10 protein-coding genes are annotated in these 13553 nt (G+C 79.4%); 5 read left to right on the top strand and 5 right to left on the bottom strand.

Translation table 11 applies throughout. The features are described from left to right. A partial coding sequence (locus tag EJA20_RS16130; protein ID WP_240675578.1) for an alpha-mannosidase occupies window positions 1–2745 on the bottom strand: 2745 nt, incomplete at its 3' end. Between the two features lie 356 nt (window positions 2746–3101). Between EJA20_RS16130 and EJA20_RS16125 the strand changes: the two genes are divergently transcribed. Beyond that, a complete protein-coding gene (locus tag EJA20_RS16125) occupies window positions 3102–3653 on the top strand; it encodes a PGPGW domain-containing protein (protein ID WP_129339566.1) in 552 nt (183 codons plus the stop codon). On the opposite strand, the gene EJA20_RS16120 is transcribed toward EJA20_RS16125, so the two are convergent. Then, window positions 3633–6734 carry an alpha-mannosidase gene (locus tag EJA20_RS16120; protein WP_240675577.1) on the bottom strand — a complete coding sequence of 1034 codons (3102 nt, stop codon included), beginning with the start codon at window positions 6732–6734 and terminating at the stop codon, window positions 3633–3635. The two genes, EJA20_RS16125 and EJA20_RS16120, sit on opposite strands and share 21 nt — an antisense overlap. A 188-nt stretch (window positions 6735–6922) precedes the next feature. Here EJA20_RS16120 and EJA20_RS16115 point away from each other — a divergent pair, with 188 nt between their 5' ends. Continuing rightward, the gene (locus EJA20_RS16115; RefSeq protein ID WP_129339564.1) at window positions 6923–7225 is read left to right on the top strand and encodes an STAS domain-containing protein; all 303 of its coding nucleotides are present in this window, start codon (window positions 6923–6925) and stop codon (window positions 7223–7225) included. Between the two features lie 69 nt (window positions 7226–7294). Here the strand turns inward: EJA20_RS16115 and EJA20_RS16110 are convergent, their stop codons facing one another. Genes EJA20_RS16110 through EJA20_RS16100 form a run of 3 tightly spaced genes read right to left on the bottom strand, consistent with a single transcriptional unit; the run spans window position 7295 to window position 10330 of the window. Beyond that, a complete protein-coding gene (locus EJA20_RS16110; protein WP_129339563.1) occupies window positions 7295–8002 on the bottom strand; it encodes a class II aldolase/adducin family protein in 708 nt (235 codons plus the stop codon). After that, window positions 7999–9480, bottom strand: a complete 1482-nt coding sequence (locus EJA20_RS16105) for a four-carbon acid sugar kinase family protein (protein WP_129339562.1) — start codon at window positions 9478–9480, stop codon at window positions 7999–8001. Before EJA20_RS16105 ends, EJA20_RS16110 begins: the two co-directional genes overlap by 4 nt. Before the next feature lie 16 nt (window positions 9481–9496). Beyond that, window positions 9497–10330 (bottom strand): DeoR/GlpR family DNA-binding transcription regulator, encoded by an 834-nt coding sequence (locus EJA20_RS16100; protein WP_164984027.1) that lies wholly within the window; start codon window positions 10328–10330, stop codon window positions 9497–9499. A gap of 95 nt (window positions 10331–10425) precedes the next feature. On the opposite strand from EJA20_RS16100, the gene EJA20_RS16095 reads away from it, so the two are divergent. The 3 genes from EJA20_RS16095 to EJA20_RS16085 form a co-directional block, all read left to right on the top strand. Further along, window positions 10426–11967 carry an FGGY-family carbohydrate kinase gene (locus EJA20_RS16095; protein WP_164984026.1) on the top strand — a complete coding sequence of 514 codons (1542 nt, stop codon included), beginning with the start codon at window positions 10426–10428 and terminating at the stop codon, window positions 11965–11967. Then, on the top strand, window positions 11964–12872 hold the full coding sequence (locus EJA20_RS16090; RefSeq protein ID WP_240675576.1) for a hypothetical protein: 909 nt from the start codon (window positions 11964–11966) through the stop codon (window positions 12870–12872). The genes EJA20_RS16095 and EJA20_RS16090 overlap by 4 nt, the downstream gene beginning before the upstream one ends. Further along, the coding region (locus tag EJA20_RS16085) for an aspartate/glutamate racemase family protein (protein ID WP_129339559.1) at window positions 12869–13553 on the top strand (685 nt) is incomplete at its 3' end. The genes EJA20_RS16090 and EJA20_RS16085, both read left to right, overlap by 4 nt.

The raw sequence follows: 13553 nt of genomic DNA, 5'->3' as shown, positions 1-13553 counted from the left end.
CGCGCCCCCGCCGCCGGCGCGGCCCGCCCCGTCGGCCCGCGCCCCGCCGCCCGCGGCGACCCGGGCGCGGACGTGGTCGAGGTGCCCCGCGGGGGCGGCGAGGGGCCGCTCGACGAGGTCCACCTCGACGACCGGCGCGTCCGGGTCCGCCGGCACCCGCCAGGTCCGCAGCGCGTGGGGCCCCAGCTCCGCCTCGACCGTCCGCCCGACGAGGGGCAGCTCCAGCCGGACCGACGCCCGCGTCCCCCGGGTCTCGAGGGCGCGGACGACGACGTCGGTGCCGCCCGGTCCGTCCGTCGGGTCCTCGGAGCCCTTGAGCGCGGTCACCATGACCGCCCCGCCGCCGTCGGAGGCGAAGGACGCCACCGGGGGCAGGGCGCCGGGGTGGAAGGACTCGAGCATGGCCCGCACGGGCTGGGCGAGCTCGGCCGCGCGGCGCACGGGGTCGGCCGCGTGGTGGTCGCCGGCGTGCGGGACGAGCTCGTACACGAACCGCTGCACGCCCTGGTCCTGGTAGGTGTACACGTCCTCGCCGTGCAGCATCCGGGGGTCGTGCCAGGCGTACACCGGGCTGCGCACCGCGGTGACGCCGATGCTCGGGTGCGCGTCGTCCGGGACGTCGTCGGTGGCGCCGTCCGTCGCGTCGGCGCCCCTCGTCGCCGTGCGCGCCGCCGGCGAGACGTCCCAGCCGTGCTTGTCGGGGAGCACCACGGTGAGCCCGGCCGGGCGGCCGGCGTGCGTGCCCGTGAGGTCCACCCAGCCCTGCGCGGGCTCCTCGGCGCCGTCGACGGGCCGTCCGATCTCGGCGAAGGCGATGCCGAACCGCGCCCGCGGCGCCTCGAGGGCCACCGGGAACCGGAGCTTGAGCAGGTGGGCCTGCTCGTGCCAGTCGAGCAGCGCCTCCACCCGCAGGACGGGCGAGTCGTGGTCGAGCACGAGCTCCTCGACGAGGGTGGACCCGCCCCAGGCGCGCTCGACCCGCAGCCGGGCGCGCAGCGGGCCGCGCTCGCGCACGACGACGCGCGTGGTCGTCATGGCGGCGCCGGGCCAGGCGTAGGAGACGACCCGGTGGCCCCAGGTGTCCGTGGGGTCCTCGCACACCTGCGTGTGGGTGGCGCCGTCGGTGCCGGCGAGGACGTCGACGCCCGTGTGCTTGTCGAGGTACGAGCGCAGCCACCCGGTGACGGGGTCGAGCTCGACGCGCACGAGGTCGTTCTCCAGCACCTGCTCCGAGACGTGGAGGGGACGCGGCGGGCCCGCGCTCCACGGCCCGCCGACGGGCTCGGGCGCGAAGCGCACCCGGTGCAGCCGGTAGCCCAGCGCCGGCACCTCCGCGCGGAGCACGAGCGCGCCCCGCCCCGTCTGGTGCGTGGTCGCGCGGGACTGCGTGGGCTGGGAGACGACGGTCGCGCCGGCCTCGTCGACGACGTGGACGCCGCCGGGGACGGAGCCGTGGTGGAGCTCCACGTCGACCCGGACGGGCCACGGGTGCGGGTTGAGGACGAGGACGGGCTGACTGGCCTCCTCGAACGGCACGTCCACCTGCCGGGCGAGGACGTTGTGGGCCCGGACGGTGATCCGCTTCGCGACCGCCACGGCCTCGCCGAGCGCGTCGCGGGCGTCGTCGTAGGCGGACTCGATCGCGGAGCCGGGGAGCACGTCGTGGAACTGCTGGAACAGCACCCCCTGCCAGGCGCGCTCGAGGTCGGCACGGGGGTAGGGGATGCGGTCGTGCACCGCCGCGACCGCCGCCCAGCGCTCCGCGGTGAGCAGGGCGGCCTGCGCCCGTCGCTGCCAGGCCTTGATCCCCGAGTGGGCGGAGTAGCAGCCCGGCGCGTGGTGCTGGAGGTCGTCGCGGCGCTCGGGCAGGGCGGCCAGCGCCGTCTCCCCGCGGTCGAGCACGCTGTCGAGGTAGGTGCGGGGGTCGGACATGCGCAGGCGGCCGAAGGACCCCATCCGGTCGAAGCGGTGGATGGAGTCGATGTTGGCGCGGGTGGGGCCGCCGCCGTGGTTGCCGACGCCGTAGAAGACCATCGCGTCGCCGAGCGCGCGGTCGAGCTGGCCGAGGGACTTGTCGACCTGGAAGTCGACGGGGCCCGGCGCGCTGCCGTACTCGAACGGGATGCGGTAGGCCAGCACGCGGCTGCCGTCGGGCGCGCGCCACCAGAAGAGCGTGTGCTCGAGGTCGGACTCGTGGGGCCCGGGGCGCAGGAACACGTACGAGTCGATGCCCTGGCCGCGCAGGATCGTCGGCAGGGAGGCCGTGTGGCCGAAGGGGTCGACGTTCATCCCGACGGTCGCCGGCCGGCCGAAGCGCGAGGTCAGCCAGCGCTGCCCCACCAGGCCCTGCCGCACGAAGGACTCCCCGGCCGGCATGTTGCAGTCCGGCTCGACCCACCAGCCGCCGACGTTCACCCAGCGCCCCTCGGCCACCCGCTCGCGGATGCGGGCGAACAGCTCGGGGTCCTGCTCCTCCACCCAGGCGAGCAGGACGACCTGGTCGCAGGTGAAGACGAAGTCGTCGTACTCGTCCATGCGGTCGACCGCCGACCGGAAGGTGGCGCGGGCCTCCTGGTAGCCCTCCTGCCACGGCCACAGCCAGACGGGGTCCAGGTGGGCGTTGCCGACCATGTGCAGCGTGCGGTCGGGGGTGGCCGCGGGGCGGCGGGCACCGTCCGGCACGGCCGGCTGCGGCCCGGCGGGGGCGTTGGCCAGGGGGGCGGGGCGTCGGCGGGAGGTGGTCACGGTCGCTCCTCGGCCGCCGGCGCGACCTCGCGCGGGCGGAGCGGTGGGACGGACGGTGCGGCGGGGGCCGCCGGGCGGCGCCGTCCGCGGGTACGGCCGGGCCAGGGTGCAATCGTTCCCAGACCGGTGCCGGGAGCGCAAGCGGTCGGCGTCCACAGGTGTGCGAGAAGGGACAACCAGCGCCGGCAGGTGCAGCGTCCTGACGTGCCGACTGTTCGACGGGGGACAGACGGCACCCGCGACCGCACGAGCCGGCGAGGCCTGCCGAGGCCTGCCGAGGCCTGCCGGCCGAGGGTGCTGAGGGTCCCGGACGACGACCGACGGCGCTCCCGGGGGGTGTCGCCTAGCCTGGGCCGGTGCGCCAGGTGAAGCGGGTCGTCGTGACGGTCGTCGGGCTCGCGCTCCTGCTCCTGGGCGTGGCCATGATGGTGCTGCCCGGCCCGGGGATCCTCGGGATCGCCGCGGGGCTGGCCGTGCTGGCCACGCAGTACGCCTGGGCCCAGCGCCTCCTCGGGCGGGCGAAGGTGAAGGCGGAGGAGGCCCAGCGGTCCGCGGTGTCGTCCCGCCTGCGGACCGCGGCCACGTTCACCCTGGCCGGGTGCCTCGCGGCGGTCGGCGGCTCGATGCTCCTCGTCGAGGACGTCACGTGGCCCGTGCTCGACGCTCAGATCGACGCGGTCTGGGGCCCCGTCACCGGGATCGTCCTGCTGGTCAGCGCCGCGATCGTCGTGACGACCACCGTCATCGCGCTGCGCCACGTCCACCGGGCCCGGGTGGAGGACGGGACGCACGGCCGCACCGGCGCCCGTGTGCCCGGGGCGGCCGCCGCGGCCGCGGCCCCGGGGTCCTCCGGGGCCACGGTCCGGACCGCCGAGGTGTCCCGCCGCTCAGGCCCGCACCAGCCGTAGCGTCACCACCCCGAAGGGCCGCAGCGGCACGGTGACGGCCCCGGGCCCCGCCCCGTCCGGCGCGGGCGCCAGCGGCGACAGCGCCGTGACGTCCGGCTCGGGCCGCTCGTGCAGGTCGACCACCTGCACGTCGCGGACGGCGAAGCCCGGGACCACGACCGCCCGCCCCCGGCCGCCGCGGGACTCGTACAGGCGCACGACGACGTCCCCGGACCGGTCCTCCGCGAGTTTGACGGCCTCGACGACGGCGCCGCCCCCGTGCACCTCGACGAGGGGCGCCACCGGCCCGCGGCCCGGCCGCCGGCGCACGGGCAGGTTCGCGCGGAGGCCCTCCCGCACGGCGTCGTCGAGGTCGGCGCCGGGGACGAGCGCGTACCGCAGCGTGTGGCGACCCTGGTCCGTGCCCGGGTCGGGGAAGACCGGCGACCGCAGGGCGGAGAGGCGCACGGTGGTGGAGCCCGGGCCGCGGGCGTCGCCGGGGCCGGGCCGCGAGACGTCGTGCCCGTACACGGAGTCGTTGACGAGCGCGACGCCGTAGCCCGGCTCGCCCACGTGCAGCCACCGGTGCGCGCAGACCTCGAAGCGCGCCGCGTCCCACCCCGTGTTCGTGCTCGTGTCCCGGTGCACGTGCCCGAACTGCGTCTCGGCCGTGGAGCGGACCGCGTGCACGGCGAGCGGGAACGCGACCTTGAGGAACGTCTCGCGCTCGTGCCAGTCGACGTCCAGCACGAGGTCGACGCGCCGCTCGCCCGCCGCCAGGGAGATCGTCTGGACGTACGACGAGGCCCCGTCCTCGCGCTCGACGACGACCCGGGGGCGCGCCGGGTCCCCGTCCTCCAGGCGCAGCGCCGCCACCGACCGGACCTCGCGGCGGCGGCGCCGGTAGGGCTCGTCCACGTCCCACGCGTCGAAGCGCGCCGGCTGGTCCACGTGCAGCTGCAGGACGTTGCCGGCGGTCCGCGCCGCCAGCACCTCCCGGTCGGCGACGAGGTCGTGGACCGACCCGAGGGTGCCGTCCTCGTCGACCCGCACCCGCAGCAGGCCGTTGTCGAGCTCGAGGCCGCCGCCGACGGCCCGCACCGCCACGCGGCCGGCGGCGGGGTCGGCCGGTCCCGCCCCGAGCGCCGGCACGCCGTCCCGCGGGTGCGGCGCGGCGTTGAACACGAGCTCGGCGGTCGCGCCCGCGGCCACGACGCCGTCGTCGTCGCCGGCCTCGTCGTTCGGCGTGGTCGGTGCCGGGCACGCCAGGGCCGCCTGCGCCCCGTCCACCAGCGCCTCGAGCTCACCGGCCAGGCGCGCGTAGGTGCCGCGCGCCTCGTCGTGGACCCAGGCGATGGACGAGCCCGGGAGGATGTCGTGGAACTGCAGGAGCAGGGTGTCCTGCCAGGCGCGCTCGAGCGCGTCGTAGGGGTACGCCGCCCCCGTCCGCACCGCGGCGGTGGCGGCCCAGAGCTCCGCCTCGCGCAGGAGGTGCTCGGTGCGCCGGTTGCCCGCCTTCATCGCGTGCTGCGAGGTGAGCGTGCCCCGGTGGAGCTCCAGGTACATCTCGCCGCGCCACACGGGCGCGTCGGGGTACTCCTCGCGGGCGGCGGCGAAGAAGGCCGACGGCGCCTCGACGCGCACGCGCGGGGACCCCTCGAGGTCGGCGACGCGCCGCGCCACCTCCAGCATCTCCCGGGTCGGGCCGCCCCCGCCGTCGCCGTAGCCGAAGGGGAGCAGGCTGCGGCTGGCGGGGCCGGCGTCGGCGAAGTTGCGCACGCCGAACGCGAGCTGCTCGCCCGAGAGCTTCGACCCGTACGTCTCCGCCGGCGGGAAGTGCGTGAAGACCCGCGTCCCGTCGATGCCCTCCCACCAGAAGGTGTGGTGGGGGAAGCGGTTCGTCTGGTTCCACGACATCTTCTGCGACAGGAACGCATCGGCGCCCGCGAGCCGGCACAGCTGGGGGAGGGCGCCGGAGTAGCCGAAGGAGTCGGGCAGCCACACCTCGCGCGGCCGCACGCCGAGCTCCGTCTCGAAGAACCGGGTGCCGTGCACGAGCTGCCGCACGAGCGCCTCCCCGCCGGGCAGGTTCGTGTCGGACTCCACCCACATGCCGCCGACGGGCACCCACTGCCCGGCCGCCACCTTGTCCCGGATGCGGGCGAACACGTGCGGGTGGTGGTCGCGGACCCAGGCGTACTGCTGCGCCGACGAGCACGCGAACACGAGCTCGGGGTACTCGTCGGCGAGCGCCACGACGTTGGAGAAGGTCCGCGCGCACTTGCGGACGGTCTCGCGGACGGGCCACATCCAGGCGGAGTCGATGTGCGCGTGCCCGACGGCGGAGACCCGGTGCGCGCTGGCGCTCGCGGGACGGGCGAGCAGCTCGGCGAGCGGCGCCCGGGCCTTGCCGGCGCTGCCGACGACGTCCGTCGTGTCCAGCTCGTCGAGGCAGCGGTCGAGCCCCAGCTCGATCGCCGCCCGGCGCGGGTCGCCGGGGGGCAGCTGCGCGGCGAGCTCGGCGAGGACCTGCAGGTCGAGGGCCAGGGCCTGGACCTCCTCCTCCAGGACCGCCAGCTCGGCCCGGGCCAGCCGGTACAGCGGGACGTCGGGCAGCGTCGAGGGGTGCCCGAGGTCCGTGGGCCCCCAGCCCCCGATGTGCGGGTTCGCCGCCGCCTCCACGAGCACGTCCACCTCGGCGCCCGCCGCCGCGGGGTCCCCGACGAGGACCCACGCGTTCCGGGGCTCGACGCCCTTGAGGGGGACGCCCCCCGGCGTCCACGCCAGGCCCTCCGCCTGGAAGCCGGGGCCGCCCGCGTCGAACCCCAGGTCGACGAGGAGCTCCACCCGCCGCCCCGCCATCGCCGCGGGCACGCGGCCGCGCATCCGGAACCAGGAGGTGGACCACGGGCGTCCCCAGGGCTCGCCCACGGCGACGGGGACGAACGGGCGCCGGACCGCGTCGGCGAACGGCTCGGGCTCGCCGGGCAGGTGCGCGACGGTCACCTCCACGGGCGCCCGGTGCCCGTGCACGGCGGGCAGGACACGGGTGGCGAGGGTGCGGGCGAGGCGGGCGGCCGGGTCGGCCAGGGTGCGGTGCACGCGGGGCTCCAGGGGGAGGGTGCGGCGGGCGTCCCGGCGCCCGGGACCGGAGCACGCTAACTTCTGTTCGAGACCGCACACCAGGGGGAGCGGGATCGGACACGACGGCATCCGCCGGGGCCTCGGTGCGCCCCGGGGCCGGGCCGCCGCCCTGGGCGTGCCGCGGGAAGCGGTCTACCGTGCCGAGCATGAGCGACACCGCCGTCGGTCCCCTCCCGCGGGGCATGGACGTCGTCATCGGCCTCGGCCGGGGCGACGGGCCGCCCGCCGTGACGGTCCACGGCCGCGTCGACGTCCACTCCGCCTCGTCCCTGCGCGACACCCTCCAGTGCCTCCTGCGCAGCGCGAGCGAGGACCTCGTGGTGGACGCCTCGGCGCTCCTCGTCGCCGACGAGGCCGGCCGCGCCGCCCTCGAGGGCGTCGCCCGGCACTGCCGGGAGTTCGGGGGCCAGGTGCTGCTGCCGGCCCCGGTGCCGGCGCCGGAGGGCTGAGCGCCGGGTCCGACCGCGGGGTCCGACGGCCGGGCCCGAGCGGTCCCCGTGCCGGCGGACGGGCGGGGCTCAGCCCCGGCGCGCGCGCAGCGCGGCGACCGCCGCCGCCCCGAGCGCGCGGTGCGGCACGCCGTGCAGCGCCAGCGCGAGCGCGGCCGCCGCCTCGAGCTCCTCGGCCAGGTCGACGGCCGCGTCGAGGTCCGGCCCGGCGACGAGCGAGCCGTGGTTCGCCAGCAGGAGGACGGGGTGCGCGCCCGCCAGGGCCGCCACGCCCGCGGCGAGGGCGTCGGACCCCGGAGCGGCGTAGGGCGCCACGGGCAGGTCCCCCAGCCGCATCACCGCGTACGGGGTCAGGGCCTCGAGGGGACCGGTGCCGCCGGGCCGCCGGGCGGGCTCGAGGCAGGAGGCGGCGACCGCGGCGGGCGAGTGCAGGTGCACGACGGCCCGCGCGTCCGGCCGGGCGGCGTAGACCGCGCGGTGCAGCGGCAGCTCCTTGGAGGGCCGCGGGCCGCCGGCCGCACCCGACGCCCCCGGCGCCGGCCCCGGTGCGGCGCCGAGCGGGGCGAGCGCGAGCTCCTCGGGCCGCACCCGGCGCAGCGCGGAGCCCGTGGGCGTGAGGAGGAGCGCGTGGCCGAGGCGGACGCTGAGGTTGCCCGACGAGCCCGGCGACAGGCCCTGCGACGCCAGGTGCCGCGCCGTCGCGACGAGCGCCGCGCGGGCGCGCGTCTCGTCGCCCGGCCCGTCCTCCCCGGCCGTCCGACCGTCCCCGGCGCTCACGGCGCGGTCGCCCAGGCGGTCGTGAAGAGGTCGTGCTCGCCGAAGCCGCCCGACTTGAGCAGGAGGGCCACGCGCGGCCCGTCGGCGGGGACGGTCCAGGGCAGGCCGGGCGCGGCCGCCGGCCCGACGTGCAGGACGCGGACCCCCAGCGCGGCCGCCACGGCCCCCGACGTCTCCCCGCCGGCGACGAGGAGCCGCCGCACGCCGTGCCTCTCGACGGCGACGGCCGCCACCCGTCCCGCGGCCGCCTCGAGCAGGGCGGCGACGCGACCGGCCCCCAGCTCGGCCTGCACCGCGGCGACCCTGTCCGGGGCGGCGGAGGAGGCCACGAGGACCGGCCCCTCGGCGCCCTCCAGGGCCCGGCCGACCGCCGCGAGGACCGCGCGGAGCGCGGGGCCGTCCGCAGGGCCGCCGCCGCTCGCGTCGCCGGCGGCGCCGTCGGTGGGGCCGTCGGTGGGGCCGGGGCCGTCCGCGGCCAGCGCACGCGGGTCCAGCGGGACGACCGGGCCCCGGAAGGCGGCGACCTGCCGTCGGGTGGTCGCCGAGCAGCTCCCCGCCACGACGAGCGCGCGGCCGGCCGGCACGGCAGGCAGGTCCGCCGTCCGGTCGGCCGTCCTCGTCGCCGTGCTCGTCGGCGCCGTCGTGGCCGTCGTGGCCGTCGCGGCCCCGGGTCCCGGTCCCGCCGTTCGACCCTCGGGCCGGTCGGCCGCGCGGCGGTCCGCGTCGCCCCACGCCCGTGCCAGCGCCCCCGCGAGCCCCGCGGCGCCCGTGAGCAGGAGGGGCGGCAGCCCGGGCCGCCCGACGGCGGCGGCGAGCACGTCGAGGTCCTCCTCCCGCAGGGCGTCGGCGAGGACGTGCCGGGCGCCCGCCCCGGCGGCGGCGGCGACCGCGCGGGCGACGGCGTCGGGACCGGCGGCGACCGTCGGCCACGGCACGAGCGCGACGGGCGCGGCCGTCTGCCGGCCGAGCACCTCGAGGAGGTCGGGCTCGCGCATGGGCGTCAGGGGGTGGTCGCGCATCGGCGACCGGGACAGCAGCCGCCCCCCGACGAAGAGGTGGCCCAGGTACTGGGTGCGCCCGACCCGCGGCGTGGCGGGCGTGCCGACGCCGACCGCCGGGGCGGCCCCGCCGGTGTCGAGCAGGTCCCGCAGGCCGTCCGCGACGGGGCCGATGGTGCCCTCGTCCGTGGAGTCGAAGGTGGAGCAGTACTTCTGGTAGAGCGTCCGGGCGCCCCCCGCGAGCAGCCACCGGGCCGCGGCGCGGCTGTCCCGGACGGCCCCGGCGGCCGGCGCGGTCCGCGTGCGCAGCGCGACGACGACGGCGCCCGGCCCGGCGGGGTCCAGCGGCAGCGGCAGGTCGGGCGCCGGCACGCCGACGACGACGACCGCCGGCAGGCCGGCCGCGACGACGGCCTCGGCCAGGTCGCAGGCGCCCGTGAGGTCGTCGGCCACGACCCCCAGGACGCCCGGCCCGCTCACGGCCGGCCCCGGGTGCTCACGCGCGGGCGGCGCCCGCCGCGGCGGGCCGGCCGGCGCCGACGGGCTCGGGCGGGCCCGCGACGGGCGCGACGACGACCTCGGCGACCCGGTCGTGCAGCATCGCCAGCGACGCCTCGTCCGTGCGGTCGTCGACGACGACCACGTCGACCTCGTCGAGGCCGAGCACCCGCATGGGCGCCCGGGCGCCGATCTTCGAGCTGTCGAGCAGCAGCACGACGCGGGCCGCGATGGCCGCCATCCCACGCTTCGTGTCGGCGTCCCACGGGTCGGCGGAGTACAGGCCGGCCGGCCCCGCGGCGGCGGCGGACAGCACGGCGACGTCGACCGCGAGGTCCGCCAGCGCCGCCCGGGTGAGAGGCCCCGTGAGGGAGCGGGTGGCGCGGTGGTAGGTGCCGCCCAGGGCGAGGACGTCGAGGTCGTCGCGGCCGGCGCAGAGGGTGAGCACGGGCACGGAGTGCGTCACCACCGTCATGCCGCCGGGCAGGTCGCGGGCGAGGGCGGCCACCGTGGTGCCCGCGTCGAGCCCGATCACCGCCGCACCCGCCACGAGCGGCAGCGCGGCGGCCGCCACCGCCGCCTTCTCGGCCGTCGCCTCGCCGCGGCGCTGGTCGAAGGGGCGGCCCGGGCCGTCGCCGGCCCCGACCACGAGGCTCGCACCGCCGACGACGCGGCGCACCCGCCCCTCCGCGGCCAGCTGGGACAGGTCCCGGCGGATCGTCATCTCCGACACGCCCAGCGCCGCGGCCGCGCCGCTGGAGGAGACGTACCCCGACTCCTCCAGGTCGCGCAGCAGCGCCGCGCGGCGGGCGGGGGCGTCGGAGTAGCGCACCGGGCCAGTAGAGGGGCGCCGCCCGTCCCTGTCAAACACCGCACACACCCGCCCGGGGCCTGGCGCGGATGAGCGGGATCGCACAGAGTGGGCCCGTGCGCCGCGTGCAGGGTCCCGCGCGGCCGGGGTCGGTGACGGCCCTGGGCGTGGACGTCGGGACGACGAACACGAAGGCCGCGCTCGTCGAGGTCGACGGCGCGGCCGTCACCGTGCGCGCCGTGGCGACCACGCCGACGCCGCCGCCGGACCGGCTGGCCGGCGTGCTCGACGCCCTCGTCCGGGAGGTGGTCGCCGCCGGCGGGGCCACCGGCCCGCGCGCGCCGGCGGCGGTCGGGATCGCGTCCATGGCCGAGACCGGGGTGCCGCTGGACGCCGACGACCGGCCGGTCGGGGACTGGCTCCGGTGGGACGGCCACGCCGCCGCGGCGCCCGCCGCCGGGGCCGCGCTCGCGACCCTGCGCCGGGAGGTCGGCGCGGACGCGCTCGCCCGTGCGACGGGCGTGCGGCTGGCGGCCAAGGTGCCGCTGGCGACGTGGGCCCGCCTCGCCGCCGACGAGCCGGGGCGGTGGTCGCGGCTCGTGCGCTGGGCGGGTGCCGCGGACCTCGTCGCCCTGCTGCTCACCGGGCGCCTGGTCACCGACCACACCCTCGCCGGCCGCACCGGCGCGCACCGGCTGCCGGAACCCGGCGCCGCACCCCACCCGCACGCCGACGCCGACCTGCTCGCGGTCGTCGGGCTGCGGCCCGCGGCGCTGCCGGAGGTCGTCGGGCCCGGGCAGGTCGCCGCCGCCGTGCGGGCCGGGGCCCCGGGCGGGCTGCCGGCGGGGACGCCCGTCGTCGTCGCGGGGCACGACCACCCCGTCGGCGCCTGGGCCGCCGGCGTCCGCGCGCCCGGCCACGTGGCCGACTCCCTGGGCACGGCCGAGGCGCTGTGCGCCGTCGTCGCCGCCGAGCCGGACCGCCGCGCGGTGGCACGGGCGGGCATGAGCACCGTGCGCACCGTCGAGGGCGAGGTGGGGCTCGTCGCGGGCGGCCCGGGCGGCGCCGTCGTGCGCTGGTGGCAGGAGCACAGCGGGACGGACGTCTCCGCGCTGCCGCCGGCCACCACGGCGGCGGGCGGGCCGGCGCCGCCCGTCGACGCCGTCGTGCTGCCGTACCCCGCCGGCCGGCAGACGCCCGCGGGCGACCCGTCCGCCCGCGTCCGGGTCCTCGGGGACCCCGGCGACGCGCTGGCGCGGGCGGTCGTCGAGGGGATGGCCCTGCACGCCGCCTGGATGCTGCGCGAGCTCGCGGCGCTCGCGGCCGCGGCGCCCGTCCCGGCCGGGGCCGCGCCGCCGCCCGTGCCGGGTGCCGCCGGGCTCGTCGTGCTCGGGGGCGCCGGTGCGGCCAACGCCGGCTGGCTCGACGCGAAGGCGCGGCTGACCCCGGCCGCCCTGCGCGTGGTCGACGTCGCGGAGCCCGTCGCGGCCGGTGCCGCCCTCCTCGCGCTGCACCGGGCCGGGTGCCTCGGCGGCCCGCCGCCCGTGCTGCCCTCCCGCGCCGGCGGCGCCGCCCTGCCGCGCGCCGTCCAGGACGCCGCCCTCGACCGCTTCGTCGCCGCCGCGCTCGCGCCGGCCGGACCCCAGGAGGACCCGTGACCGCTGCCCCGACGACCCCCCGCCCCCCGGGCCCCCCGACGCTCGACGCGCTCGCGCGGCCGACGGGCGGGCTCGCCATGGTCGCCATGGACCAGCGCGAGAGCCTGCGGACGATGTTCGCCGAGGCGGGGGTCGACGCCGCCCCCGACCGCGTCGCGGCGTTCAAGACGGACGTGGCGCGGGTCCTGGCGCCGCTCGCCAGCGGGTTCCTCGTCGACCGGGAGCACCACGGGCGGCTCGCGCCGCTGCTGCCCCCGACCTGCGGGCTCATCGTCGCCGCCGACGCCCTGAGGCAGGGGCGCGGGGGGCCCGTGGAGGACACGGGTCTCGACGAGGCCGTCCTCGCCCCCGACCACGACCTCGCCGGGGCCGTGGCGCTGAAGCTGCTCGTCATCTGGCGGCGGGACGCGCGGCGGGAGGCCCGGGTGGCGCTGGCCGAGCGGTTCGTCGCCGAGGCGCGGGCGCGCGGCGTGCTGTCCGTGCTCGAGCCCGTGGTGCGCGCGACGCCCGAGGAGACCGCGGCGGGCACCTGGGACGCGGACGCCGCGATCCTCGAGGCCGCACGGGAGCTGTCGCCGCTCGGCGCGAGCCTCTACAAGGCGCAGGTCCCGCACGCCGGGGCCGGGGACCCGGGCGCGCTCGAGGCCGCGTGCCGGGCGCTGGCGGCGGCCGTGACCGGGCCCTGGGTCGTGCTCTCGCAGGGGGTGGACCGGGAGCGGTTCCTCGGCGCGGTGCGGGCGGCCTGCCGGGGCGGCGCCAGCGGCTTCCTCGCGGGGCGGGCCCTGTGGTCGGACGTCGTGGGGCGCCCCGACGTCGCGGCCGGGCTGCGGGAGGTGTCCGTCCCGCGGCTGGAGCGTCTCGTCGAGACGGTCGACACGGAGGCGACCCCGTGGACGGACCGGTGAGCGGGCACCGAGCCGTCGTCGGGCTCGTCCACACGGTGCCGGCGCTGGCGGCCCGGTTCGACGCGGACCTCGCCGCCGCGGACCCGGGGCTGCGGCGGCTGCACGTCGTGGACGGTGGCCTGCTCGCCGACGCGGTCGCGGGCGGCGTGACGCCCGCCGTGGAGGCGGCCCTCGGCGCGCACGTGCGGCACCTCGTCGCGGCCGGTGCCGACGCCGTGCTGGTCACGTGCTCCTCCGTCGGTGAGGCGGCCGAGCGCGCGGCCGCGGCCGTCCCCGTGCCCGTGGTCCGGGTCGACGCCGCCATGGCGGAGGAGGCCGTCGCCGCCGCCACCGCGCCGGGCGCCCGCGGTCGCGTCGCCGTGCTCGCCACCCTGGGCTCGACGCTGGGGCCGACGGGACGCCTCGTGGAGCGGGCGGTGGCGCGCGCGGGGGCCGACGTGGCCGTCGCGGCATCCGTGGTCCCGGGGGCCGCGGAGGCGCGGGCGGCCGGCGACGAGGCGCGGGCGGACGCGCTCGTCGGCGAGGCCGTGGCCGCCGCCGCGGCGGACGCCGACGTCGTCGTGCTCGCCCAGGCCTCCATGGCGGGCGCCGCGGCCGGGGCGGGGGCGGCCGTCCCCGTGCTGACCTCGCCGGCCGGCGGCGTGGCGGCGCTCCTGCGGGCCGTGGGGCGCGACGTGGCGC

It is taken from the genome of Cellulomonas endophytica, from assembly GCF_004123805.1.
GTDB classification, from domain to species: Bacteria; Actinomycetota; Actinomycetes; order Actinomycetales; family Cellulomonadaceae; genus Cellulomonas; species Cellulomonas endophytica.
This window is presented reverse-complemented; position numbering and strand designations above follow the sequence as displayed.

Bases quoted from the DNA above. Each gene is read 5' to 3' on its own strand.
- EJA20_RS16115 (WP_129339564.1), top strand. From the start codon at position 6,923: ATGAGCGACACCGCCGTCGGTCCCCTCCCGCGGGGCATGGACGTCGTC.